19 protein-coding genes and 1 tRNA gene are annotated in these 25,401 nt (G+C 75.3%); 10 read left to right on the forward strand and 10 right to left on the reverse strand.

The window, feature by feature from the left end:
* Positions 1–160: 160 nt before the first annotated feature.
* The 3 genes from ACWCOM_RS05385 (at position 161) to ACWCOM_RS05395 (ending at position 3,150) form a co-directional block, all read left to right on the forward strand.
* Positions 161–1,063 carry a DUF559 domain-containing protein gene (locus ACWCOM_RS05385; protein ID WP_454547710.1) on the forward strand — a complete coding sequence of 301 codons (903 nt, stop codon included), beginning with the start codon at positions 161–163 and terminating at the stop codon, positions 1,061–1,063.
* A 240-nt stretch (positions 1,064–1,303) separates the two neighbouring features.
* Entirely contained in the window at positions 1,304–2,206 is a 903-nt protein-coding gene (rsmA, locus tag ACWCOM_RS05390; RefSeq protein ID WP_454547711.1) for a 16S rRNA (adenine(1518)-N(6)/adenine(1519)-N(6))-dimethyltransferase RsmA, read from the forward strand.
* The gene (locus ACWCOM_RS05395) at positions 2,203–3,150 is read left to right on the forward strand and encodes a 4-(cytidine 5'-diphospho)-2-C-methyl-D-erythritol kinase (protein WP_454547712.1); all 948 of its coding nucleotides are present in this window, start codon (positions 2,203–2,205) and stop codon (positions 3,148–3,150) included. Before rsmA ends, ACWCOM_RS05395 begins: the two co-directional genes overlap by 4 nt.
* 169 nt (positions 3,151–3,319) lie before the next feature.
* Here the strand turns inward: ACWCOM_RS05395 and ACWCOM_RS05400 are convergent, their stop codons facing one another.
* The 7 genes from ACWCOM_RS05400 to ACWCOM_RS05430 all read right to left on the reverse strand — a co-directional run bounded on the left by ACWCOM_RS05400 (position 3,320) and on the right by ACWCOM_RS05430 (position 13,189).
* Complete coding sequence (locus ACWCOM_RS05400) at positions 3,320–4,678, reverse strand: hypothetical protein (RefSeq protein WP_454547713.1); 1,359 nt, start codon at positions 4,676–4,678, stop codon at positions 3,320–3,322.
* Between the two features lie 168 nt (positions 4,679–4,846).
* Complete coding sequence (locus ACWCOM_RS05405; RefSeq protein WP_454547714.1) at positions 4,847–6,373, reverse strand: lipopolysaccharide biosynthesis protein; 1,527 nt, start codon at positions 6,371–6,373, stop codon at positions 4,847–4,849.
* Positions 6,370–7,644 carry an O-antigen ligase family protein gene (locus tag ACWCOM_RS05410; protein ID WP_454547715.1) on the reverse strand — a complete coding sequence of 425 codons (1,275 nt, stop codon included), beginning with the start codon at positions 7,642–7,644 and terminating at the stop codon, positions 6,370–6,372. The genes ACWCOM_RS05405 and ACWCOM_RS05410 overlap by 4 nt, the downstream gene beginning before the upstream one ends.
* A gap of 7 nt (positions 7,645–7,651) precedes the next feature.
* Entirely contained in the window at positions 7,652–8,617 is a 966-nt protein-coding gene (locus ACWCOM_RS05415; RefSeq protein ID WP_454547716.1) for a glycosyltransferase family 2 protein, read from the reverse strand.
* The gene (locus ACWCOM_RS05420; RefSeq protein ID WP_454547717.1) at positions 8,607–9,416 is read right to left on the reverse strand and encodes a CDP-alcohol phosphatidyltransferase family protein; all 810 of its coding nucleotides are present in this window, start codon (positions 9,414–9,416) and stop codon (positions 8,607–8,609) included. Before ACWCOM_RS05420 ends, ACWCOM_RS05415 begins: the two co-directional genes overlap by 11 nt.
* Entirely contained in the window at positions 9,416–12,370 is a 2,955-nt protein-coding gene (locus tag ACWCOM_RS05425) for a fibrinogen-like YCDxxxxGGGW domain-containing protein (protein WP_454547718.1), read from the reverse strand. Before ACWCOM_RS05425 ends, ACWCOM_RS05420 begins: the two co-directional genes overlap by 1 nt.
* Positions 12,371–12,403: 33 nt before the next feature.
* On the reverse strand, positions 12,404–13,189 hold the full coding sequence (locus ACWCOM_RS05430) for a hypothetical protein (protein ID WP_454547719.1): 786 nt from the start codon (positions 13,187–13,189) through the stop codon (positions 12,404–12,406).
* Between the two features lie 453 nt (positions 13,190–13,642).
* Here ACWCOM_RS05430 and ACWCOM_RS05435 point away from each other — a divergent pair, with 453 nt between their 5' ends.
* Both ACWCOM_RS05435 and ACWCOM_RS05440 read left to right on the forward strand, forming a co-directional pair.
* Entirely contained in the window at positions 13,643–14,833 is a 1,191-nt protein-coding gene (locus tag ACWCOM_RS05435) for an acyltransferase family protein (protein ID WP_454547720.1), read from the forward strand.
* A 172-nt stretch (positions 14,834–15,005) separates the two neighbouring features.
* Complete coding sequence (locus tag ACWCOM_RS05440) at positions 15,006–15,452, forward strand: adenylyltransferase/cytidyltransferase family protein (RefSeq protein ID WP_454547721.1); 447 nt, start codon at positions 15,006–15,008, stop codon at positions 15,450–15,452.
* A 4-nt stretch (positions 15,453–15,456) separates the two neighbouring features.
* Here ACWCOM_RS05440 and ACWCOM_RS05445 read toward each other — a convergent pair whose 3' ends face one another.
* Positions 15,457–17,022: a bactofilin family protein gene (locus tag ACWCOM_RS05445; RefSeq protein ID WP_454547722.1), complete on the reverse strand. Its 1,566-nt coding sequence runs from the start codon at positions 17,020–17,022 to the stop codon at positions 15,457–15,459.
* Positions 17,023–17,214: 192 nt separating this feature from the next.
* On the opposite strand from ACWCOM_RS05445, the gene ACWCOM_RS05450 reads away from it, so the two are divergent.
* Positions 17,215–18,492, forward strand: coding sequence for a ScyD/ScyE family protein (locus ACWCOM_RS05450; RefSeq protein ID WP_454547723.1), 1,278 nt, complete (start codon positions 17,215–17,217; stop codon positions 18,490–18,492).
* A 71-nt stretch (positions 18,493–18,563) separates the two neighbouring features.
* Here ACWCOM_RS05450 and ACWCOM_RS05455 read toward each other — a convergent pair whose 3' ends face one another.
* Together ACWCOM_RS05455 and ACWCOM_RS05460 are read right to left on the reverse strand one after the other, a co-directional pair.
* Positions 18,564–19,790, reverse strand: a complete 1,227-nt coding sequence (locus ACWCOM_RS05455) for a phosphotransferase family protein (protein ID WP_454547724.1) — start codon at positions 19,788–19,790, stop codon at positions 18,564–18,566.
* 4 nt (positions 19,791–19,794) lie between these two features.
* Positions 19,795–21,639, reverse strand: coding sequence for an ABC-F family ATP-binding cassette domain-containing protein (locus tag ACWCOM_RS05460; protein WP_454547725.1), 1,845 nt, complete (start codon positions 21,637–21,639; stop codon positions 19,795–19,797).
* Between the two features lie 180 nt (positions 21,640–21,819).
* Between ACWCOM_RS05460 and ACWCOM_RS05465 the strand changes: the two genes are divergently transcribed.
* From ACWCOM_RS05465 to ACWCOM_RS05480, 4 genes are all read left to right on the forward strand, one after another.
* A complete protein-coding gene (locus tag ACWCOM_RS05465; protein ID WP_454547726.1) occupies positions 21,820–22,587 on the forward strand; it encodes a hypothetical protein in 768 nt (255 codons plus the stop codon).
* A 62-nt stretch (positions 22,588–22,649) separates the two neighbouring features.
* Positions 22,650–22,722 (forward strand) — tRNA-Gln (locus ACWCOM_RS05470).
* Positions 22,723–22,929: 207 nt separating this feature from the next.
* Positions 22,930–24,396, forward strand: a complete 1,467-nt coding sequence (gene glmU, locus ACWCOM_RS05475; RefSeq protein ID WP_454547871.1) for a bifunctional UDP-N-acetylglucosamine diphosphorylase/glucosamine-1-phosphate N-acetyltransferase GlmU — start codon at positions 22,930–22,932, stop codon at positions 24,394–24,396.
* Positions 24,393–25,376 (forward strand): ribose-phosphate diphosphokinase, encoded by a 984-nt coding sequence (locus tag ACWCOM_RS05480; RefSeq protein WP_454547727.1) that lies wholly within the window; start codon positions 24,393–24,395, stop codon positions 25,374–25,376. Before glmU ends, ACWCOM_RS05480 begins: the two co-directional genes overlap by 4 nt.
* Positions 25,377–25,401: the final 25 nt, after the last annotated feature.

The raw sequence follows: 25,401 nt of genomic DNA on the forward strand, positions 1-25,401 counted from the left end.
AGTTCCCCCCGAAGAATCGGGGGGAACTGCGACGTCCTGGGGGACTCCGGAGCAGCCCGTGGCGGCTCCCCGGTGGTGGAGCCCGACGTCGTCTCGCCGGCGCGTCCACAGCGAGCGGTCGAGGACCCCGGCAGCAGGGAGATCCTGCTATTCCCGAGGCATGAGCGAACTGCAGAGCACAGCGGACCTCCTCGATGCCGGCCTGAGCAACCACGAGATCCGCCGCCGGATCCGCACCGGGAGGCTCCGGCGCGTGCACCCTGGATACTTCATCGCCGCGGACCGGCTCCCGAACCTGACCCCGGAACAGCAGATGCTCCTGAAGCACCGGGCCTTCGCGCGGGCGGCACATACCGTTCCGGTGTTCTGCCTGGCCTCGGCGGCCGTGGTGCACGGCCTCGGACTGCGGCGGGTGCCCTCGCGGATCCACACCGTCTCACCACTCGGGCACGGCACCCACCACGGCTACGACGGCGTCGTCCGCCATCAGACGAGGCTCTCGACCTCCGACGTGGTGGTCGTGGACGGGTTGCGCACCACCTCTGCGGAACGGACGCTGCTGGACTGCGCACGGCTGCTGCCGTTCGTCGACGCCGTGGTGCTCGCGGACCAGGCGCACCTGCTGGGAGTCTCCCGGACCCGGATGGAGTCGATGCTGTCGGAGTGGGCCGGACAGAGCGGAGTGCGGCGGGCGAGATCGGTGCTGACGGTCATGGACCCGCGCTCCGAGTCCGTCGGGGAGACGCTCACCCGGTTGATGCTGCTGGAGTACTCGCTGCCCGTGCCGGAGCTGCAGTGGGTCATCGACGGCCGCAGCGGGTCCTACCGCGCCGACTTCGCCTGGCCGGAGCACCGCCTGGTGCTCGAGTTCGACGGGCAGAGCAAGTATGCCGGCGCAACGACCATCCGCTCCGTCCTCCGGGACGAACGACGCCGCGAGACCGAGATCCAGGAACTCGGCTGGACGGTGATCAGGGTGGGCTGGCACGACGTCGTGCGCCGTCCCGCGGCGACCGTCGCGCGGATCGAGACGGCTCTCCACCGGGGGACGGGCACCCGCTGATCCGGCTGTCCTCGCTGCCCGGCCGCGCGCCATTCCCTCCCTCATCCGTGCACCACACCTGCCGCGCCGGGCGAGTCGCCCGTGTGCTCGCGATTCCCCCGGGACAATCCGGGGGAATCGCGAGCACATGGGGGACTCGGCGCTGGAGGAGGGGGCTCGGCGGAGGAAGGGGAGGGGGCAGGGGCGGATCTGCGCCGAGGTGCGGGCGGGGAGGGACGGGGCGGCCGATACGATGTCCCGGTGACAGAATCCACCCCGCCAGGACCCGCCGCCCGCCCCCTGCTCGGGCCCGCGGAGATCCGTGCGCTCGCGGAGCAGCTGGGCATCCGGCCGACCAAGACGCTCGGGCAGAACTTCGTGATCGACCCCAACACGATCCGGCGGATCATCGCCGCCGCACGGCTGGGCGAGCAGGAGACGGTCCTGGAGGTGGGACCGGGCCTGGGCTCGCTCACCCTCGGGCTGCTCGACGCCGCGCAGCAGGTGGTGGCCGTGGAGATCGACCCCCCGCTGGCCGCGCAGCTGCCCCGGACCGTGGAGCGCTTCCGGCCGGAGCTGGCCGACCGGCTGCACGTGCTCGAGCAGGACGCCCTGCGCGTGCTGGAGCTGCCGGCCGAGCCCACCGCCCTGGTGGCGAACCTGCCCTACAACGTGGCCGTCCCGGTGCTGCTGCACCTGCTGGCCCGGTTCCCGTCGATCCGGCACGGGCTGGTCATGGTGCAGGAGGAGGTGGCGGACCGGCTGGCCGCGGCGCCGGGGTCCAAGGTCTACGGGGTGCCGTCGGTCAAGGCCGCCTGGTACGCCGAGGTCACGAAGGCCGGGACCATCGGCAAGAACGTGTTCTGGCCGGCCCCGCAGATCGCCTCCGGGCTGGTGCGCTTCGTGCGCCGCGAGCAGCCGGTGGCGGAGGTGGACCGCGAGCTGGTCTTCGCCGCCGTGGACGCCGCGTTCGCCCAGCGGCGCAAGACCCTGCGCGCCGCGCTCGCCGGCTGGGCCGGGTCCGCCGCGGCGGCCGGGGAGCTGCTCGAGGCCGCCGGGATCGACCCGGGGCAGCGCGGCGAGAAGCTGGACGTGGCCGCCTTCGCCCGGATCGCCCGGGCCGGGGCCGCCGCCGGGCTCACCGCCGGAGCGCGCTGCGCATGAGCACGATGATGCTCACGGAGCAGGCCCACGCCCCCGGCAAGGTCAACCTCTTCTTCGCCGCGGGGCCGCCGCGCCCGGACGGCTACCACGACGTGGCCAGTCTGTACTGCGCGGTCGGCACGACCGAGACCGTGACCGCCACGCTCATCGCGGGGACCGGGATCACCGTGGACGTCGCCGCGGTGCCGGGCTCGCTCGTGGCCCAGCAGGTCGCCCTCGGCGGCTTCCGCCTCGACGAGGTCCCCGCCGACGACTCCAACCTGGCGGTCCGCGCCGCCCGCGCCGTGCTCGGACACCTCCCCGCGCTGCCCGGCGGGCTGCACCTGCGGATCGACAAGGCCGTGCCCGTGGCCGGCGGCATGGGCGGGGGCTCCGCCGACGCCGCCGCCGCCCTCGTCGCCGTGAACCGGCTCGCCGCCCGCGCCGGCGGAGTCCCCGGGCTCGACGACGACGCCCTGCTGCGGCTCGCGGCCGGTCTCGGCGCGGACGTGCCCTTCGCGCTCACGGGGGGTGCGGCGGTGGGCACCGGAACGGGGGCCCGGCTGCGGCCCGCGGCGGTCGGCGCGCCCCTGCACCTGGTGCTGGTGGCCGCCGAGGCGGGCCTGTCCACGCCGGCCGTCTACGCCGAGCTGGACCGGCTGCGCGCGCCCGAGGACGTGCCGGCGCCCGAGCTGCCGCAGGGGCTCGAGGACGCCCTGGCGGCCGGTGCGCCGCAGGAGCTGGCCCCGCTGCTGGCCAACGACCTCCAGCCCGCGGCCCTCTCCCTGGCCCCGCAGCTGGCGCCGGTCCTGGCCGCGGGCGCGCCGGCCGGCGCCCTGGCGAGCTTCGTGTCCGGATCCGGGCCCACCGTGGCCCACCTGATGGCGGACCCGGCCGCGGCCGAGGACCTGGCCGCACGGCTGCGGGGCCGGGGAGCCCCTGCCCTGGCGGTGCAGGCTCCCTGACCCCCGGGGGCGTCCCGTTCCGGTGGCTGCCACCGGCGGCCGCCGCACCGGCGGCACGGCGCAGGGGCCGGGGAGCGCCCGCTCTCGCGGTGCGATCTCCCCGGCCCCTGGCTTCCGGCCGCCGGCGCCGGATGCCGGCCTCCCGGGTCCGGGAGGCGCCGGCGGACGCTCAGCGGTGCTGCGGCAGGCCGTCCTGGGCCGGCGCCGGAGCGGCGGCGGGACGGGTCTGGCGCTGCACCACGTAGGCGGGGACCACGGCGGCGCCGCGGCCGCTGAGCCGTTCGAAGCGCTCGCGGAACCGGCGCAGCCGGCCCCGGGGCTCCACGGCCAGGACCACGCCGTCGACCCGGTCGGTCAGGGCGGCCAGCTGCGCGGCGCCGGTCCGCGGCGGGACCGTGGCCACGTACAGCGCGGACGTGGTGCTGTCCATGTCCAGCCAGCCGGCGGCCAGCGGGCCCACCGGCTCGGCGAGCGTGTCGACGTCGACGACCTCCACGGTGCCGCCCCACGAGGAGACCACCGCGTCCAGAGCCTGCACGACCACCGCGGACTGGCCGGGCAGCGGCGAGTGGACCGCGATCCGGGAGCCCGGCCGCGGCACGGCGCGGTCCTCGTCCTGGGCGAGGCGGCGCAGCAGCTCGAGGGCGCCGTCCTCGTCGTCCTCGGACTGCAGCACCACGACGGCCGAGCCGGTCGCGTCGGCGAGCCGGTCGGGTCGGCGGACGCTGCGGTCGGTCCGCTCCCGCACCGCGCCGGCGAGGGCGCCGAGCACCAGGCCGCCGACGAGGCCGCCGGCGAGGAACAGCATCAGACCGGCGGAGGAGGGCGCCTGCGGCGGCGTCGCCTCGCTGATCACCCGGCCGGGCGTCGGCGCGATGAGGGCCAGGGCGGTGCGCTGCTCGCGCAGCTGCCGCAGGCTGGAGGAGTCCTCGTCGGTGCGCTCGAGCCCGGCGATGGACTCGTCGATGCGCCGGAGCGTGTCGTCGGCGGTGGTCTGCACGTCCTCGCCGCGGTCGGCGAGGTAGGCGGTGGCCAGGGCGTTGGCCCGCTCGGCGGCCAGGTTCGGGTCCGTGGCGTCCACCGTCACCCGGAGCACCTGGGTGTCGTCCGGGGCGGTGGTCGAGAGGTTCGCGAGCAGCTCCTCGGCCAGCGCGGGGTCGGCCTCCTCGAGGGGGACGTCCTGGAGCAGGGCCGCGGCCCGCAGCGTGATCCGCTGCGACGCCATCGTGGCCATCTCCGTCTGCATCTCCACCTCCTCGAAGCCGGCGTCCCCGGTGAGGGGGTTCACCGCGCTCGGGGTGACGGTCATGGAGGCCGTCGCCTGGTAGGTCGGGGGCCACAGCAGACCCGCCACCAGGGCGGCGGCGAGCACGAGCAGCCAGGTCGTGAGGATGGTGGGCCACCGGCGCAGGACCCGGCGCCAGGCCGGCGTCGGGTCCGCCGGCTCCGGGCGGCGCGGCCGGGGCCGGGCGGTGTCGTACTGGGTGCGGCGCCGGTCGGCGCCGACGGCGTTGATGGTGTCACTCATGTGGATTCCCCCCTGGTGGATCGCGGCTCGGCTCGGCAGGAGCGGTCGTGGCCGGCTTCCGCCCCCCGGCGGACCGCCGACCCCGGCCTCGGGATGCGCTGCCGGGTCCAGCCCGGCCGGCGGCGTCCTGATCCGATGTCGATCGATTTGAATGTTACAGATGCAAACTCAGCGCGACCACAGCAGCGGCCGGGAGCCCCGTGGTCTCTTCGGGCCACACGCGGGCTCGGCCGTCCCCCGGACGGCGGAGCGCCGCCGCAGCACGAGCACCGCCGCGGCTCCGGCCACGAGCGCGCCGGTCAGCCCGAGGTGGACGACCAGCCCGGGAGTGCCCGGGCCGAGGACGGCGCGCACGACGAGCCCGCTCCCGCCGCTGAGCACCGCCGCGGCCGCGGCGATCGCGCCCACCACGGACCAGCGCGGCGAGATGCCCAGCAGCCGCACGCATTGGAACAGGGCCAGCCCGGTGTCGGTGAGCACCGAGGCCGCCCACGCCGTGGCCGCGCCCAGCAGCCCCCACTGCGGGATCAGCCACAGGTTGAGCGCCACGGCCACGGCCAGCGCGGTGGACTTGTTGGCCAGCTGCCACCGGCTGCGCCCGGCCATCAGCAGCAGCGACTGCACCCCGCCGGCGGAGACGGCCAGCAGCATGGCGGAGGCGATGACGAGCATCGCGGGGTAGCCGGACGCGAAGCCGTCGCCGAAGAGGGCGAGCACCCCGGGCCCGAACAGCAGCAGGGTCAGGTAGAAGGGCCAGGCCCCGGCCACGAGCACGGCCGTGGTGCGGGTGAACACGGAGCGGGCCGCGGCGAGGTCGTCGACAGCCAGGGCGGCGCTGATGGACGGGCCCGTGACGATGCGGGCGGTGTGGTCGAGCATGGCCCCCACCCGGATGCACCGGTTGACCACGCCGTAGACGCCCGCCGCGGCGGGGCCCAGGAACGCGGCCACGAGCAGCACGTCGAGCCACTCCAGCAGCGCCTCGACCACCGCGGTGACCCCGCGGGCGGAGGAGAAGGACCAGAACGCCCGCCGCTGCGCGCCGGCGTCCGGCGGGGGAGCGGCCCCCGGCTCGTCGCGCAGGCCCCGGACGATCCGGTGCAGCAGCACGAGGGCGAGCACGCAGACCACGGCGACCGGCACCGTCCACGCCGCCGTCAGCGCGAGCAGCCCGCCGCCGGCGAGGACGACGCCGAGGACGCCGAGCACCCGCAGCGACGGCAGCACCACGTTCTGCAGGAAGGAGAAGGTCGGCACCCGGTGCAGCCCGCGCAGGGCGCCGAAGGCGAGGTTGAGCGCGGCCCCCAGCACCAGGAAGGGCGCCGCCAGCAGGACCGCGGGCCCGACCCCGTCGGGCAGGGCCCCCGGGGCGAGGGCGAGCACGGCCGCCGTGGCGGCGACCCCGGCGGCGAGCACGAGCACCGGCCGGCCGGCGATCCGCAGCACCGCGGGCACCGCCGAGGCCTGGCCCCGGGCGGTGAGGGCCGGCACCGAGCGGACCAGCCCGGTGTCGGCGCCGAAGGTGGACAGGGTCGTGGCGATCGCCAGCACGGCCACCACCTGGAAGAACTGACCGGCCGCCGCCGCCCCCGAGGCGTTGGAGACCACCAGGGTGGCGGCGAAGGCCAGGCCCGCCCCGGTGACCACGAAGGCGAAGGTCAGCCCGCCCGAGCGCGCCAGCCGCTGCGGGGTCACAGCCCCTCCCCGTAGCGCCGGGAGCGCAGCAGCACCGCCAGGCTCAGGCTGATCAGGATGAACTGCACCGCGTCGAGGCCGTAGTAGGTGAAGAACAGGCACGCGGCCACGGGCGCGGAGTGCACGAGCAGGCCGGTCGTGGTGCGCATCCGCAGCGTCGCCAGCGTGGTCCCGTGCAGGTAGGCCACGAACAGGCCCAGGCCCACGAAGCCGTAGCAGAACATCAGGGTCCAGACGTAGCCCTGGGTGCCCATCTCGATCCCGACGGTCTCGTCGTAGAGCGGGGCCCCGTAGCCCAGCAGGGGGGAGTCCAGGGTGGCCAGGAACGTGTCCCGGTAGAGGTCGGACCGGGTCCCCGTGCTGTCGCTGTACTCCTGCCGGCCCAGGATCCGCTCGACGGCGCCGCTGGCCACCAGCCACGCCCCGACGGCGGCCACGGCGGCGGCCCCGGCCAGCGCCACCCCGATCCGGCCCCGCAGGACCATCCGGACCATCACGTAGCCGAGGGCCACCGCGATGCCGAGGAACATGCCGCGGTTGGTCGTGGCCACGGCCGGGGCGAGCGAGGCGAGCAGCCCGGCCACGATCAGCAGGTGCCGGGCGCGGAACCGGACGGTGGTGAGGTGGGCCAGCACCAGGGGCGTGAGCAGCACGAACCCGGAGCCCCACCCGTTGGTGTACGGGAACGGGGCGGCCGGGCGGTTGTAGGGCTCGGGCGCGCCCCAGGGCAGCTGGACCTCCGCCAGGGGCGGGAAGAAGTAGTTCTGCACCAGCGCGTTGGAGGTGATGCCCTCCGGCAGCAGCAGGCCGATCGGGGTGGTCAGCCGCGCCTCGGGGATCACGAAGGTCAGCAGGCCGAACCCCACGAGCGTGGCCCACGCGACCACCGCGGCCCGCAGGAACCGGCGGGCGTCCAGGGTCTCCCGGGCGTTCCAGTAGTAGACGACGTAGACCAGGGCGGCGACGATGTTCACCCAGCGCAGGGCGAAGCCCATCCAGGAGCCGAACCCCTCGATCTGCACCGAACTCGCCGCCATCCAGAGCAGGAACACGCCGAGCACCCACGCCGGCCACGGGACCGTGACGCCGCGGCGGAGCACGAGCAGGAACAGCATGGCCACCGCGAGCAGCGCCGGGGCGAACTGCAGCGCCCCGGAGGCCCAGATCAGGGGCAGCCCCCAGAACAGCGCCAGCAGCGGCCAGGCGGGCAGGGCGCCGGTGGTGCGGCGGACCGGGGCCGGCCGCACCACCGCGGGAGTCGACAGCGCCACGGCCGGCTCACACTCCCCGGCCGAAGAAGGACACCGCGTTCTGCAGCCGCTCGGCGCTGACCGCGCCGGTCGACACGGCCAGGGCGCCCCACGCCCGCAGCTGCCCGCGGTCCCGGCGCAGCGCGGCCCGCGCCCACCGCACCGCCGCCCGCCGGTCGCCGCGGGCGGCGTGGGCGAAGGCCACCTGCCCGGCCATCAGGGCCGTGCCCCGGTCCGAGGTCTCGAACTCCGGGAACTTGCGCAGCATGTAGGTCAGCGCGTCAGCCATGTCCCCCCACTGCTGGCGGAAGAAGGAGGGCCGGTCCCAGCGGACGGTGAGCACGGTCTCGGGCACGGAGTGCACCGGGGCGTGCCGGGCCAGGCGCAGCAGCAGGTCGTAGTCCTCGCCGTAGGAGGAGGGCAGGTCCTCGTCGACCAGGCCCACGGGCCCGTACAGGTCGGCGCGGCGGCAGATCAGCGCGGACGGGTGGATCTCCATCATCCGGTCGGCCAGCAGCTCCTCGAAGGTGGCCACGGCCTGCGGGACGCGCCGGATGGTGCGCTCGTGGGAGACGATGTGGATCGCCCCGGCGATCGCCGAGGCCTCCGGGTGCCGGTTCCAGTGCGCGACCTGGCGGCTGAGCTTGCGCGGGGCCCAGACGTCGTCGTCGTCGCAGAAGGCGACGATCTCGCCGGTGGCGGCGTGGATGCCGGTGTTGCGGGCGCCCACCAGCCCCGGGTTGCGGGTGTTGGGCACGGTGCGCAGGTCCACCCCGGCCGGGACGGCGACGTCCGCGAGGGGGTCCACCTCCACGCGGTCGAAGACGACCACGACCTGCAGCGGGCCGGCGTAGTCCTGCTCGACGATCGCGCGGACCGCCTCGCGCAGCATCTGCGGGCGCCCGGCGGTGGCGATCAGGACGGACACGGACGGGGTCTCGGAGCGGAACCCGGCGGCGGTGGTGGCGGCCGGGGCGAGGACGTCAGCGGACATGGGAGGTGCTCCTGTCGGTGGGGTGGACGCCGGCGGCGTCCGGGGTGGTGTCGGCAGGCCGGGAGGTCAGGCCCAGGTACTTGCGCCGCATGGAGACCGCGCTGATCGCCGCGAGGGCGCCCAGCAGGATCGCGTAGGCGGGCAGGAAGAGCGCGGGGACCCCCCAGAGGAGGAAGATCCAACAGGTGATCCCCGCGTCGGTGGGCAGGTTGAGGAAGGAGCGCAGCGCCCCGCCGGACGGCGGGCCGGCCAGGCCGCCCGTGCGCCGCAGCTGCTCGGCGAGGATCTGGCTCATGAACTGGCCGACCTCCACGAGCACGAACAGCGCCGCGAGGACCGCCACCGCGGCGGCCGGGAACGCCTCGGGCCGCGGGTGCAGCAGGGCGGCGGCCGCCACGGCCAGGTGGATCGCCGGGGTGCGGATCGAGTCGACCACGTGGTCCAGCCACTCCCCGGCCGGGGAGCCGGTCCCGGTGAGCCGGGCCACCTGCCCGTCGGCGGAGTCCAGCACGTACCCGGCGGCGAGCAGGACCGCGACGACCCCGCCGGTGGCCGCCGCCGGCGGGGCCGCCACGAGCACGGCCAGCCCCGCCGCGGAGAGGACCGCGCTGAGGGCGGTCACCCCGTTGGGGGTCAGGCCGGCCGCGGCGGCCCGCGCGGCGGCGTAGCGGGCCAGCGGCCGGTTGACCCACCGGGTGTAGGCCGGGACCCCCTGGCCGGGCTTCTGCGCCGCGCGCAGCCCGGCCAGGGCCTCCGGGTAGCTCGGGCGGCGCCGCGCGGCGCCGGTCGCCGAGCTCATCACGCGCCCTTGGGCTGGGGCTTGAGCTCCAGGTCGAAGGTGGCGTCGGTGGTGCTCGTCCAGTTGGAGTGCACCTCCGCGGCGATCACGTTCTTGCCGGTCCGCAGCGCCGACGCCGGGATCGTCACCACGACCGGGTCGGCCAGCGCGGTGGCGGTCCGGCGCGGGGCCAGGGCGTAGGTCCCCGGGCTCAGCGTGCCCTCCGGGAGGTTGGAGCGGACCACCTCCTTGCCGTTGACGTAGACCGCCACCGCGTCGTCGGCGCGGGTGGTGAGCGTCAGGTCGCCGAGCGTGGAGGCGTCGGCCACGTCCACCGTCCGGCGGTAGTAGGTGGTCAGCGGGCGGGTGCCCTCGGCCACCAGCGTGGTCCGCACCGAGGCGTCGCCCCAGCCGAGCACGGCCGAGCCCTGCTTCCAGGCGGCGTCGTCGAAGGCCGTGCCGGCCCAGTCGGCCGCGGGCGGGTTCGCCCGGTCGTGGTGGTACTTCCACGTGGCGCCCTCGGCGATCAGGGCGGCCGGTGCGGGCGCGGGCTCCGGCTCGGGCTCGGGTGCCGGTGCCGGTGCCGGTGCCGTGCCTGCCACGACCACCGGGGTGGAGGCGGAGACGTTGCCCGCGGCGTCCGCCGCGCGCACCGCGTAGCGGGCGCCGTCCACGTGGGCGACCTTGAAGCTCGTGCCCGTGGCGGTGCCGATCGGCCGGTCGTTGCGCAGCACCTGGTAGGTGACCCCGGCCTCGGGGGCCGCCGTCCAGGTGAGGGCGTCGGAGGTGCCGTCCCGGCCGACCTTCAGGCCCGAGGGCCCGGCCGGGGCCTTGGCGTCGCGCGGGGCGAAGCGGAGGAAGCCGCCGGACCACTGGGCGGCGCCGGTGGAGGAGACGCTGCGGTTGATGTCGCCGCCGGTCCACAGGACACCGTTGCTGTCCATCATCGCGGCCCACACGCCCCAGCCGCCGAAGCCCTTGATCTCGGGGTTGAAGCCCGGGACGTAGCGGCCGGTGGCGGCGTCCCAGGCGCCGATGGCGTTGATCCGGTCGGCCACGATCACGGGGCGGGTGGCGCTCCCGGCCTTGATCCACTTGGTGGCGCCGGCGTTGTACCAGTTGAAGCAGTGGCAGGCGCCGAACACCGTGTCGTTGGTCGAGGTGATCGCCTGGATGTCGCCGCCCACGGACGTGATGCCCTCGGAGGTGCGCCGGAAGGTGGTGCGGTCGTAGCCGAACATCGAGTGCTCGGCGCCGCCGGCCCACACGGTCGAGCCCTGCTCCCGCACGGCGAGCTGGAACCCGTCCTGACCGGGGTTGGCGTAGTCGACGGGGATGGACGGCTCCCAGGTCCAGGGGTCCAGGGCCGCGCCGGCGCTGGTGCGCACCGCGGCCAGTCGGAAGGCGGAGGCGCTGCGGGACTGGTTGAAGTAGCCGGCCGCGTAGAGCCGGTCGCCCTTGGCCGAGGCGTCCATGCTGGTCACGGTGCCGTTGAACTCGGGGTTCCACGCGGCGTCCGGGGTGCGGGTGGAGATCTTGACGCGGGCCCCGGCGCGGGCGTAGACCTTGCCGGTGGCCTGGCCGCCGCTCAGGTGGGTGAAGGCGCCGCCCAGGTACAGCCAGTCGCCCTGCACGGTGAGGGTGCGCACCTGCAGGACGCCGCCGGTCAGCAGGTTCTCCACCTTGACGTTCCAGGCGGTGTCCACCTTGCCGGTCGTGGCGTCGAGCACCACCAAGCCCGGGGCGCTGACGCCGTTGACGGTGCTGAAGCGCCCGCCCACGGCCAGCCGGTTGTTCGGCAGCTCCGCGAGCGCCTTGACCTGGCCGTTGAAGACCGGGCGGAAGTCGGTGCGCAGCTCGCCGGTGTTGACGTCGAAGGCCGCGAGGTAGGACTGGGCCACGCGCCCGGTGCCGGCCGCGTTGCGCTGCATGGCCTTGAAGTTGCCGCCGGTGAAGACCGAGTTCCCGATCTGCTCGAGGGCCTGCACCTCGGTGTTCATCTCCTCGCCCTGGCCGTCGGCGCGCTCCACGGCGCCCCACTTGGTGGGCATGGCGCCGCTGTTGGGCAGGGCCCGCTGGGCGATCGCGGCGGTGCCGGCGTCCGGGAGGGTCTTGCCGGTGAAGGCCTGCTGGGTGACCTTGGGCCGCAGGTAGACCTGGGTGAAGGGCATGGCGCCCTTGCCGCCCGTGGCCGGGGACCAGAGGTAGGTGGTCGCGGTGTTGCTGCCGACCACCTCGTCCCCGTAGCGGAAGCCGCGCTGCCAGCTGGTCTCGGCCACGTCGGCGAAGCGCAGGCGGGCCGTGCCGGTGGTGCCGACGTCGTTCGTGGTGCCGCCGGTCCCGGAGGCCACGCCCGTGCCGTAGCGGAAGGACCAGGAGGTCACCGGGGTGCGGGAGCCGAACGTCCAGTTCCAGTAGGGCTTGGCCGTCACCTTGACGCGGCCCTCCTGCCAGGTGGTGCCCGCGGCGTCGCGGGCGCGGCGGACCCGGATGCCGTCGTCGAGGGAGTCGGGGCGCTGGCCGTTGAGCAGGTCGTCGACCGTCTCCGAGGACAGCTGCTTGGGCGCGAACGCCGCGGTGCCCGTCACGGTGGAGGAGACGTCCTTGGGCGTGCCCACGCCCTGGTAGTACTCCTTCCAGTCGCTGCGGCCGCGGCCCACCAGGACCCAGCCGCCGCCGTCGGTCACCTGGTCGCAGTAGAACTGCTCGGGGGCGGTCATCGCCGGGGTGACCAGCCAGTAGACGCCCGAGGCGGACTTGGGGTCCTTCTGCTTGATCTCCCAGCAGGAGGCGGCGGCCGTGGCCGCGGACTTCCCGTCCACCGGCGGCGTCTCGGCGGCGCCCACCGGGGCGGAGGTCAGCAGGGTCGCGGCGACGGCCAGCACGGTGCCGAGGCTCAGGGCCGCCCGGGTGCGGGCCGTGCGCGCCCGGCGCCGGCCCCAGGCCGCCCGGGACGAGGTGTTCGTGTTTCCCATGGTGTGGTTCCTCAACAGGTTCGTGCGGACGGGTCAGCAGGTCGGGTCGTCGGGGAAGCCGTGCTGGACGACTTGCCAGGACTCGCCCGGTGGGCGGATGAGGTCGTAGTTGTGCAGGGCCTTCCGGCCCTTCTGCTCGGCGCTGACGACCACGCCGGCACGGTCCACGACGCTGACCCCGGAGGTGTCCAGGCAGACCGTCACGCGCACCGCCTCGCCCTCGTCCGTGGGCAGCGGGGCGGAGACGGGCTCGCCGACGACGACGGGCAGCCCCCGCTGCTCCCAGCCCTGGTGCTCGAACTCGGACAGGGACGCGACGACCTCCTGGAGGGCGGCGCCGTCGGCCGTCCTCTCGACCGCCGCGACCGCGGCGGGGTCCAGCTCGGTGGTCTCCTGCTCACCGGGGGCCTGCGGGTTCTCGGGAGCCGGGGCGTCGGAGGGGACGAAGGCCTCCTGGGCCTCGAAGACGGCCTCGATCGGCTCGAGCTGCGGCGCGTCGACGGCCACGGGCTCGGCCGAGGGCAGGTCCGAGGCGAGGACCTCCACGGGCGTGTCCGGCCCCACGGCGCGGTGGTCGTCCGGCGTGTCGCCGGCGGTCCCGTCGGTGCTGCTCTTCGGCTCGGCACCGCTCTTCCGCGCGGCACCTGTCTCCGGCTCGGCGCTGCCCTTGGGCTCCGGGTGGCGCTTCGCCTCCGCGCCGCTGCCGGCGGCCGGGGACGGACTGTTCCCGGCCTCGGGCGCCGCTCGGTCGCTGCCGTCGGCGGCGCCGCAGGCGGTGAGCAGTCCGGCCAGCACCAGCGTGCCGAGCACGCTGCGCACGGTGCGGACGGTGGGACCTCGGGTGCTCGATGGGCACGACGGGTCAAGGATCATGTCAGTTCCCCCCAGATCTGAGCTCCGGCACGGTTCGGCCGGCGCCGTTCGTGGTCCTCCGCGGGCCGTCGGTCGAGGGACCCCCGCGGTGTCCGGACGACCCCCCGTCCGGATTCATTGGATCGCATGGAGTCTAACCCCGGTGTTAACGATCGGGAACGGATGCGGATGTCCCCTTTTGTGACCCGTGTTCTCAGATGCAAACGCACGTTTCCCCGCAGTAGGGTGAGGCGATCACCGGAGTTCGCTGATGTGAACGGGGAGCTCCGGACGCAGGACGGGACGGCCGGCGCTCAGGGGAGCACGGCCTCCGGCGAACCCAGGGGAGACGCAGTGGCGGGGGAGACAGCAGCACCGGGAACGGCAGGGCCACGACGGCGCCCGCGGGCGCAGCTGCCCGTGCGGCAGTTCGCGCACCTGGACGCGATGCGGGCCGCCGCGGTGATGCTCGTGGTGCTCGCCCACGCGGGGCTGGAGCTGGTGCCGGGGGGCAGCGGCGTGACGATCTTCTTCGTCATCTCGGGCTTCATCATCACGCATCTGGTGCTCAAGGAGCACCGGCGCACCGGCGGGTTCGACGTCGGCGGGTTCTACCGCCGGCGGGCGCTGAAGCTCGCGCCGCCGCTGCTGGTCGCCCTCGTGCTGCCGACCGCGCTGTACGCGTGGCTGGTGCGCCCGGTGGACCCGGGGGACGTCCTGGCCCAGGTCTTCTTCTTCTTCAACTGGCGCTACGTCGACTCGCAGGTGGACGTGCTGCCCGGCTCGATCGTGGTGTGGAGCCTGTCCATCGAGGAGCAGTTCTACGTGGCGTTCGCGCTGATCTGGCTGCTGCTGGTGGCCACCCGCCGCCCGGCCGCCGCACTGGCGGTGCTGGCCGGCACGGCCGCGGTCGCCTCGGCCGCCGCGCGCGCGGTGCTGCACCTGGGCGGGGCGAGCGAGGACCGGATCTACTTCGGCACCGACACCCGGCTGGAGGCCATCGCGATCGGCGTGCTGGCCGCCGTCTGGTACGCCCGCTCCACCCGGGAGGGCTCCGCCGCCCCGGCGTGGTGGGGCCGGGACCGGGTGCTGGTGGCGGCGCTGGTGCTCTACCTGGGCTCGGTGCTGATCCGCGACGAGCTGTTCCGGGAGACCCTGCGCTACTCGGTCCAGGCGGTCGCGGCCTGCCTGGTGGTGCTGTGGGGTCTGCACGGGCCCACAGGAGCGCTGGGGACCCGGGCGCTGGCGGTGATGCGGTGGCGGTGGATCCAGCTGCTGGGCCTGGCCAGCTACAGCATCTACCTGCTGCACCTGGGCGCCCAGCACCTGCTCACGGCCCTGGTCGGGGAGCTGCCGGGCCCGGGCGGGGTTGTGGTGCACGTGGTGGTCGGCACCGTCGCCGGCATCGCCTGCTGGTGGTTCGTGGAGGAGCCCGTGGCCCGCCGGCAGCACCGCCGCCGGGCGCGCGCGGTCGCAGCGGCCGCCGCCGGGTCCGCGGGACGGCCCGCCGGTCCGCCCGCCGGTCCGCCCGTGGGACGGCCCGCCGCTCCGCCCGTGGGGCGGGCCGTGGCGGCGTCCGCGGAACGGACCGCGGGACAGCCCGCCGGCTGAGCCGGCGCGGCCCGCGCCACGTCCGGGCCGGCGCCGGACGGCACACAGATTTCACGCCGCGCCCCGGAGGGTGCGCGGCGGACAGTCCGACAGGGACTCCCGGCGGGGGCCGGGCGGTCCATCGGGCCGGGGCGCGAGACGCCCCGGCTGGCTACGAGGGGGAGTGAGCACCATGAGCACCAACCAGTCCGCACCGCGCGTGGGATACGCGGCCGGGGCGTTCGACCTGTTCCACGTGGGACACCTGAACATCCTGCGCCAGGCGAGGCAGCACTGCGACCACCTGATCGCCGGGGTGGTCTCCGACGACCTGATCGAGATCACCAAGGGCCACCGCCCGGTGGTGTCCCTGCGGGAGCGCATGGAGATCGTCGAGCACATCCGCTACGTGGACCAGGTCCACGCCGAGATCCTGCTGGACAAGCTGGACACCTGGCGGGCGCTGCGCTTCGACGTGTTCTTCAAGGGCGACGACTGGCGCGGCACCCCGAAGGGGGACCGGCTCGAGCGGGAGTTCGCGGCGGTGGGGGTGGAGGTCGTGTACTTCCCGTACACGGTGCACACGTCCTCCACGAAGCTGCGCGCCGCCCTGGAGGTCCTCTCGCTGCCGGTCGCCTGAGCGCTCAGCCCCGGGGGCCGGTTCCCGGGCCGTGCCCACCCGGCGCCGCCCACGGCGGCCGGGCCCTCGGGGAGCCGCCGGGTGGGAATCCGCTGCCTGCCGGAGGGCGTGGCCCGCCGCGCGGCGGACGCCCCCCGGCCTGCGGGTGGGGGCCGGGACCGGCGGGCGGATAGGCGCCGGGGCCGGCGGGCGGGTGTGCGCCGGGGCCGGCGGCCCCGCCCGGCGGCAGCCCCGGGCCCTGCCGGTGCGCCCGGCGGCGGCGCACGACGTCCCACAGCCACACCGCCAGGGCCCCGACGCCGAGCAGCGCCACGAGCAGGGCCACCACCGGGCCGAGGTAGGGCACCGCCCGCAGCAGCACGTAGACGAGCAGGCCCAGCGCCAGGGCCCCCGCACGCCTGCCGAAGCGCGCCGGAGCGGGGTCCCGCAGCAGGAGCCCGCCGCCGGTGAGGCCGGCCACCACCGGGGCCAGCAGGGCGACGGCCAGGACGAGGCCCAGCGCCAGCACCGCGTGGGCCACCACGCCGGCGGCCACGACCGCGGCCGCCAGCCCGCCGAGGGTGAGCAGGCCCAGGCCGAGGCCCAGCAGGACCGCGCCGACCAGGAGCGCCAGCGCCGCCACCGCGACACCGGCGACCGCGAGCACGCCCCATCCGAGGCTCAGGAAGGGGCGGGCCCGCAGCACGGAGGCCGCCCCGGTCACGGTCCGCGGGAGCAGCCACAGCACCAGCAGCCCGGCCAGCAGCAGCGTGACGAACCGCCGCAGGCCGGCCAGCAGCACCGCCAGCGGCCCGTCGGGGCCGGCCGGCTCGGCCTCGTCCACGACGACCCGCTCGTAGGAGATCTCCCCGGCGACCTCGGCGCCCGGGGCGATCGAGGCCTCGGCGCCCGAGCGGTACGAGAGGTCCCCGGCCACGCGGGCCTGCTCGGTGAGCGTCAGGCCGCCGTCCACCGGCGGCACGGGCACCTGGGTGGTGGGCGCCCAGGCGGCCCGGGCGTCGTCCGGGCCGCCGACCTCGGCCTGCACGCTCCCGCCGATCGCGCCGGCCAGGGCGAGCCCGGCGGCACCGGCGGTCACGTCGCCGTCGATGCTCCCCGCGAGCAGGCCCTGGTAGGCGCCGAGGAGCACGTCCCCGCCGACCTCGGTGCCGGGGCGGGTCTGCAGGCTGTAGCCGGCCGCGACGAGGTCCCCGGCCACCCGGGCGCCGTCCCCGAAGGAGAGCGCCTGGCCGGCGACCCGGGCGTCGTCGCCCACCGTGCCCTCGACCACCACGGTCTGGGCCGCGGCCAGGAGGTCGCCCTCCACCGTGCCGTTGACCGTCACCCGGCCCGCGGCCACCACGAGGTCACCTCGCACCGTGCCGTCGACGACGACCTCGCCGGCGGCCGCGTACAGGTCGTCGTCGACGACCTCGCCCTCCGCCACCCGCACGGTCTCGTCGTTGCGGACGTCGGCGGCCGCGCCGGCCGGGGCGGCGAGCAGCAGCCCGGTGAGGGCGAGCGCCAGGGCCGCCGCCAGCCGCAGCAGGAGCGTGGTGGGCGAGGTGCGGCAGGGGTGCGGAAGCCTCATGCCGTCGAGTGCACGCCGGGGCCCGGGAACGTGTCAAGGATGCGCCCGCTCGTGACGCGTCCCCGCCGTCTACCTGCAGGTAGGTCAAGAGCCGGTCACGGTTGGCGCCGCGGCGGCGCCCGGCGCGAGCGCGGGTCCTAGCCTGGGCCTGTCGCACGGCTGGCGTGCGGCAACTCCGACCGGGGGTGGGTCATGAACAGACTGGGAGCAGGAGCCGTCACGGCGGCGGTGGCGCTGGCGGGCGCGGTGCCGGTGGCGGCGGCGCACGACGCCGAGCGGCCGCCCGGGCCGCGGGTCGTCACGGAGGGCCTGGACAATCCGCGGCAGCTGAACTGGGACCAGGAGGGGGACTCCCTGGTCGTGGCCGAGGCCGGCCGCGGCGGGGAGCAGTGCACGGAGGCGGGGTGCGTCGGGACCACCGGGGCGGTCACGCTCGTGGAGGACCCGCACCGGTGGACGCCCACGGTCTCGACCGTGGCGGAGGGGTTCGTCTCCTCGGCCGCCCCGGACGGGTCCTTCGCCGTGGGCGCCAACGGGGCGGACGCCACGGACGTGGCCGGGCAGTACCTCGTGGCCGGCTACGACCCGGACCGGCCGCCCATGCGCAACGGCGCGATGCTCGTGGCCGGCACCGAGGGCGGACAGGAGTACCTCCTCCCGTACGCCGACCTGCAGGCCGCGGAGGAGGAGCTCAACCCGGACGGGGCGCAGATCGAGTCGAACCCGTACGCGGTGCTGTTCGTGGACGAGGACGGCGGGACGTCGCCGGACGGCTACGCGCTCGTGGCCGACGCCGCCGCGAACACCGTGTGGAAGATCGAGCCGGACTTCTCCACCGCCACGGAGGACACCCCGCCGCAGTACGAGATCACCGCGTGGGCCACCTGGCCGACCACGGTCCTGCCGGACGGCACGGACGACCCGGCGGGGCCGGCCGAGTTCGTGCCCACGGCCCTGGCCGCGGACGAGGACGGTGACGTCTACGTGGGCGGCCTGGGCTCGGAGCGCCCCGGCGAGGCCTCGGTCGTGCGCTTCTCCGCCGACGGGACCGAGCTCGACCGGTGGGACGGCTTCACCGCCGTGACCGGCGTGGCCGTGGACCGCGGCCACCTCTACGTCTCGCAGCTGTTCGGCCCCACCCCGCCGCTGCCGCCCGGGCAGACCCCGGCGGAGGAGGCGCCGCCGGCCGCCGGAACGGCGCCCGGCCAGGTGGTGGTGCTGCACCGCCACCACGAGGACCCGGTGCGCTGGGCGATCGACGTCCCGCTGCCGGCCGGGCTGGCGGCCGACGACCGCGGCCACGTCTACGCCGCGGTGAACAGCGTGGCCCCGGCCGAGGGCATCGCGGCCGGCCCGCAGAACCCCTTCGGCGCCCTCGGCGGCGGTGCCGTCTGGGAGCTGGACTTCTCCGACGCCTACCGGCTGGACCCCGTGCAGGACGCGGGGACCGGGGACGCCGCGGACGGCTAGCACGGCGGGGGACGACGACGGCGGCGGCAGGACCCGGTCCTGCCGCCGCCGTCGTGCGGGGCCCGTCGTCCTCAGCCCGCCGGGAGCTGCCCGGCGCGGGCGAGGAAGCGCTCGGCGATCTCCAGCCGGCGGCGGGCCCGGTCCGGCGGGCCGCCCGAGCGCCGGGCGCCGGCGACCAGGGACAGGGCCACCCCCGCGCACCGGACCCGCAGCGCGGCCGGGTCCACCACCGCGTCGAAGCCCGCGAGCAGCCGCTCGGCGGTGGCCGGCGCGTGCCCGTAGCGGCCGCCGACCGTGGGCAGCACCGCCACGTGGGCGACCAGGCAGGCGAGGTCGTCCACCCGGTGGCCCGGTCCCACGGCGTCGACGTCGAGCAGTCCCGTCAGCGGCCCGAACCGCCCCCGCCCCGCGGGGTCCACCAGCAGGTTGGCCTCGTAGAGGTCCCCGTGCACCGGCGCCGGGAGGCCCGGGTCGGTGGCGCGGCGGGCGTCGTCGATCGCGGCGGCCAGCCGCTCGGCCCGCTCCCGCTCCTCGGGCAGCGCGAGGGCGGCCGCCCGCCCGTAGTCCAGCACCCGCTCCGTCCAGCTGGGCCGCGGCGGCAGCCGGACGGCCGCCGCGGGCAGGGCCTCGAGCAGCGCCAGGACGTGCTCGGGCCGCAGCGCGGCGGCGCCGTCGTCCCGCACCGCGCCCGCGAGGGGGGCTCCGGGCAGCTCGTGGAGGACCACCACGCCCTGCACCGGCTCGCCCGCCGGCGCGGGCACGGGCAGCCCGGCGTCGAGCAGCATGCCCAGCCGGCCGTGCAGGGCCGCGGCCCGGCCGCGCCGGAGCACCTTGAGGTAGCGGACCCCGCCGTCGTGGCCGGCCCGCAGCACCGCACGACGGGTCGGCCGGTAGGAGAGCTCCGTGAGCTCGGCCGCCACGGCGGAGCCGAAGGCCGTGCGCCCCACGTCCTCGGGCGAGCTCGCCCACGACAGGCCGGGCAGCCAGGGGTCGTGCGGCTGCCGCCACGCGGTCAGGGCGAGGCCCTCGTGCTCGACCAGCAGCGGGCCGGCACCGTCCTCGACGGCCTCCCGCGGAGGGGCGGCGGTGCTCACGCAGACCACCTCGGCGACCCGTCGCCGCCCGTCCAGGGCGGCGACGTCGAAGACCGCGCTCGCCCCCGCCCCGGGCCGGTGGTGGACCCGGCGCAGCGTCCACCGGTCGGCGTCCAGCCCGGCCGGGCGCAGCACCTGCTCCAGGACCGGGCCCATCCGCGGGCCGGTCAGCACGGCCACGGCCTCCCGCTCGGGGTCGGCCACGGACCTAGGCCAGGTCCTCGGACAGCTCGAGCCAGCGCAGCTCGAGCTCCTCGATCTCGTCCTGCACCGCGCTCAGCCGGGCGGTGATCCCGGCCAGGCCGGTGTAGTCGGACTGGTCGTGGGCGGCCATCTCCGCGTGGATGCTGTCCACCGTCGCGGCGAGCTTCCCCAGCTTCCGCTCGATCGCGCCCACCTCCTTCTGCGCGGTGCGGGCCTGGGCGCCCGAGAGCTTCGGCGCGCCCTGCGCCGTCGTCGTCCCGGTCGAGGACGCCGCCCCCGTGGCCGCCAGCGGGTTCGAGGCCTTCGCGGAGCCGGCGGCCGTGCCGGTGCGCGACTGCGCGGCGAGCTCCAGGTACTGCTCCACGCCCCGAGGCAGGTGCCGGAACCGGCCGTCGATCACGGCGTACTGCTGGTCGGTGACCCGCTCCAGGAGGTAGCGGTCGTGGGAGACCACCAGGAGGGTGCCCGGCCAGGTGTCCAGCAGGTCCTCCATGGCCGCGAGCATGTCGGTGTCCAGGTCGTTGGACGGCTCGTCGAGGATCAGCACGTTGGGCTCGTCCAGCAGGATCAGCAGCAGCTGCAGCCGCCGCTTCTGCCCGCCCGAGAGGTCCTTCACGGGGGTGGCCAGCTGCTCGTTGGTGAAGCCCAGCCGCTCCAGCAGCTGCCCCGGGGTCATCTCCTTGCCGTCGGCGAGGTAGGTGGTGCGCTTGGCCGCCACCACGTCCGAGACCCGGTCCTCGGCCACGTCCTCCAGCTCGGACAGCTGCTGGGTCAGCGTGGCGATCCGCACCGTCTTCCCGCGCTTGACCCGCCCGCTCGTGGGCTGCACGTCCCCGGTGACCAGGCCCAGCAGCGTGGACTTGCCCGCGCCGTTGACCCCGAGGATGCCCGTGCGCTCGCCGGGGGCGATCAGCCAGGTGACGTCCCGCAGCACCTCCCGCGGGCCGTCGTCCTCGGTGGGGTAGGCGACGGAGACCTTCTCCAGGTCCACCACGTCCTTGCCGAGCCGGGAGACGGCCAACTGGGACAGGGCCACGGTGTCGCGCGGCGGCGGGACGTCGTTGATCAGCTGGTTGGCCGCCTCGATGCGGAACTTGGGCTTGGCGGTGCGCGCCGGGGCGCCGCGGCGCAGCCAGGCCAGCTCCTTCTTCATGAGGTTCTGCCGCTTGGCCTCAACGGTGGCGGCCTGCCGGTCCCGCTCCACCCGCTGCAGGACGTAGGCGGCGTAGCCGCCCTCGAAGGGCTCGACCATCCGGTCGTGCACCTCCCAGGTGTCCGTGCACACGGCGTCCAGGAACCACCGGTCGTGGGTGACCACGGCCATGCCGCCCTGGTTCCGGGGCCAGCGGTTGTTGAGGTGGCGGGCCAGCCAGGTGATGCCGTCCACGTCCAGGTGGTTGGTGGGCTCGTCCAGGAAGATCACGTCCCAGTCCCCGGCCAGCAGCGCCGCGAGCGCCACGCGGCGCTTCTGCCCGCCGGAGAGCTCCCCGACCCGGGCGTCCCAGTGCAGGTCCTTGACCAGCCCCGCGATCACGTCCCGCACCTTCGCGTCCCCGGCCCACTCGTGCTCCTCGCGGTCCCCGACGACGGCGTGCCCCACGGTCAGCTCCGGGTCCAGCACGTCGGCCTGGTCGAGCATGCCCACCCGCACGCCCGAGCGCACGGTGACGCGGCCGCCGTCCGGCTTCAGCCGCCCGGCGAGCAGCTTCATCAGCGTGGACTTGCCGTCGCCGTTGCGGCCCACGATGCCGATCCGGTCGCCCTCGTCGATGCCGAGGCTGACGGAGTCGAAGACCGTCTTGGTGGGGAATTCGAGGTGCAGGTTCTCGCCGCCGAGTAGATGTGCCACCCGTCAAGGGTACTCGGGTGCCCCCACCCGCCCCGCCGCCCCCGTCGACTTCCCACGTCTGTCTGCCGGGAGGGGCGTGGCAGGGGGCCCGGCGGCGGGGGAGACGGCGTCCGGGACGGGGCCGAAGAGCGGACAGGGACCTCTCAGCCACGGCACAAGCACGGGTGAGAGCATGGACGCATGGAGCAGCAGAACCCCGCGGAGCGATCCTCCGCGCGCACCGGCCACCCGATCGGCACCCGCCTGGACGGGGTCACGGACCTGGCGGACGCCGTGCGCGCCGTGCAGGAGCACCCCGGACCGGTGGAGATCCCCGCCGGGCCCGGGCAGCTGGCCGGTCGCCACCTCGGTTCGGTGCCCCAGCGGCAGGTCGGCGATGCGCTGCGCGGGGCGGGGGCCGCCCCGCTGATCCTGCGGGCGGACATCTCCATCGACGAGGACATCCCGGACGAGGGCGTCATCGCGGTCCTCGACGACCACCTGTCCCTGGCCGCCGGCGTGGGCGCCGAGTACCTCGTGGTGCCCCGGGCCGGGGTCGGCGGGCGCGGGCGCAGCGAGGACCGGATCTTCTCCATGCTGGCGGCGCTGGCCGAGGCGGCCTCGGCCCACCAGGTGCACCTGCTGCTGGAGACCGAGGGCGCCACCGCGGACGAGGTGGAGCTGATCCAGTTCCTGGAGCGCGCCCGCGAGGAGGGCACGCTGGACGTGGACCCGCACTACCTGGCCTCCGTGGCCTGGAACGTCGCCGCGTCCACGGCCGCGGGGGAGGGCCCCGCGGCGGCGTTCGAGCGGATGCGGCCGCTGCTGGACCGCGCCCCGCTGATCGTGTGCGGCGTGGACGAGGACGCGGTGGAGGACCTGTTCGCCGCCGTGCCGGAGCTGCGCGGGGCCGCCGCGGCGGCCCGGATCCTGGTCGTCCTGGGGCGTCCGGGACCGGCCGGCGCCTGACCGCCTGGTGGTAGGGTGACTCCTTGTGCACGGTGTGCACCACTGCCGTTCCACGGCGGTGCTCCGCCTTGGTGTAATCGGCAGCACCCCGGCCTTTGGAGCCGCGGAGTCTAGGTTCGAGTCCTAGAGGCGGAACGTCCGCATTCCGCCCGACGCCCTGACCGCCGACAGCCTGTGAGACGGAACCGAGACGGACCCGGTGAGCCCACCGGAGCCTCTCGCCGATCGACGACCGAGGAGCTGCATCCCGCCGTGAGCACCCCCCAGACTCCCGCCACCGCGCCCGGGACGGCCGGCGGCCCCGCCGCCGTCATCGTCCTCGCCGCCGGCAAGGGCACCCGGATGAAGTCCAAGACCCCCAAGATCCTGCACCGGATCGGGGGTCGTTCCATGGTGGGGCACAGCCTCGTGGCCGCCCGCAGCCTGCACCCCCGGCGGCTGGCCGCCGTGGTGCGCTTCGAGCGGGACCTGGTGGCCCCGCACGTGCTGGAGCAGGACCCGGCGGCGCTGATCGTGGACCAGGACGACGTGCCCGGCACGGGCCGGGCCGTGCAGGTGGCGGTCGAGGCGCTGGACGCCCAGGAGCGGCTGGCCGGGACCGTGGTGGTCACCTACGGCGACGTCCCCCTGCTGACCCCGGAGGTGCTGCGGACACTGGTCGCCCACCACGAGGAGCGCGGCAACGCGGTCACCGTGCTGACCGCCGACCACGAGCAGCCCGGCGGCTACGGCCGGGTCCTGCGGGACGCCGACGGCTCGTTCCGCGAGATCAAGGAGGCCAAGGACGCCACCGAGGCCGAGCTCGCGGTCACCGAGATCAACTCCGGCATCTTCGCCTTCGACGCCGACGCCCTGCGCGAGGCGCTGGCGCAGGTCACCTCGGACAACGCCCAGGGCGAGATGTACCTCACCGACGTCCCGCTGCTGGCCCGGCAGGCCGGCCGCGCCGTGGACGCCCTGAAGATCGAGGACCGCTGGGAGGTGGAGGGCGCCAACGACCGCGTGCAGCTGGCCCAGCTCGGCGCCCACCTCAACCGCCGCGTGCTCGAGGCCCACATGCGCAACGGGGTGACCATCGTGGACCCCGCCACCACGTGGATCGACGTGCAGGTGCGCATCGGCGCGGACGTCACGGTCCTGCCGGGCACGCAGCTGCTCGGGGGCACCCGGGTGGCCGAGGACGCCGTCGTCGGCCCGGACACCACCCTCACGGACGTGGAGGTCGGCCCCGGCGCGCACGTGGTGCGCACGCACGGCTCCGGCTCGGTGATCGGCGCCGGCGCCTCCGTGGGGCCCTTCGCCTACCTGCGCCCCGGCACGGTCCTGGGCGCGGACGGCAAGATCGGCACGTTCGTGGAGACGAAGAACTCCCGGATCGGCACCGGTTCGAAGATCCCGCACCTGTCCTACGTGGGGGACGCCACCATCGGCGAGCACTCCAACATCGGGGCGGCCTCCGTGTTCGTCAACTACGACGGCGTGCGCAAGCACCGCACCGTGATCGGCGACCACGTCCGGATGGGCTCCGACAACATGTACGTGGCGCCCGTCACCGTGGGGGACGGCGCCTACTCCGGGGCCGGCACCACGATCCGCAAGGACGTCCCGGCCGGGGCGCTGGCGCTCACCGAGGGCGCCCAGCGGATCGTCGAGAACTGGGTCGTGGAGCACCGCGGGGGCACGGCGGCGGCCGAGGCCGCGCTGCGCGCCCGGGCGGACGGCGCCGCGGCGGCCGGGGACGCCCCCGGGCAGAGCACGTCCGGGCGCACCGCCGCCGGGCACAACACCGAGGAAAGCGAGCAAGAATGACGACCGCCATCACCAACGCAGGTGCGAAGCAGCTGGTCCTGGTCTCCGGCCGGGCGCACCCGCAGCTCGCGGAGCGCATCGCGGCGGAGCTCGGCACCGAGCTGATCCCCACGGCCGCCTACGACTTCGCCAACGGTGAGACCTACGTGCGCTTCGGGGAGTCGGTGCGGGGCACGGACGCCTTCCTGATCCAGTCCCACCCGGCGCCGATCAACCAGTGGATCATGGAGCAGCTGCTGATGATCGACTCGCTGAAGCGGGCCTCGGCCCGCTCGATCACCGTGGTCTCCCCGTTCTACCCCTACGCCCGGCAGGACAAGAAGCACCGCGGCCGCGAGCCCATCTCGGCCCGCCTGATCTCGGACCTGTACAAGACGGCCGGCGCGGACCGGCTGATGTCCGTGGACCTGCACACCGCGCAGATCCAGGGCTTCTTCGACGGCCCGGTCGACCACCTGATGGCCATCCCGCTGCTGGCGGACCACGTGCGCTCCGTCGTCGACGTCGAGAACGTCACCGTGGTCTCCCCGGACACCGGCCGCGTGCGCGTGGCCGAGCAGTGGACGGAGCTGCTGGGCGGCTGCCCGCTGGCGTTCGTGCACAAGACCCGGGACATCACGGTCCCGAACCAGGCGGTGTCCAAGGAGGTCGTGGGTCAGATCGAGGGCCGCACCTGCGTGCTGATCGACGACATGATCGACACCGGCGGGACGATCACCGGCGCGGTGAAGGTGCTGCGCGAGAAGGGTGCCAAGGACGTCATCATCGCCGCCACCCACGCCGTGTTCTCCGACCCGGCGGTGGAGCGGCTGTCCTCCTGCGGCGCCCTGGAGGTCGTGGTCACCGACACCCTGCCGGTGCCCCCGGAGCACCAGTTCGAGAACCTCACGGTCCTGTCCATCGCCCCGCTCATCGCCCGGGCCATCCAGGAGGTCTTCGAGGACGGCTCGGTGACGAGCCTGTTCAACGGCCGCTCCTGACCCGTTCCCCGGACCGACGACGCCG

It is taken from the genome of Kocuria sp. KH4 (assembly GCF_053711175.1).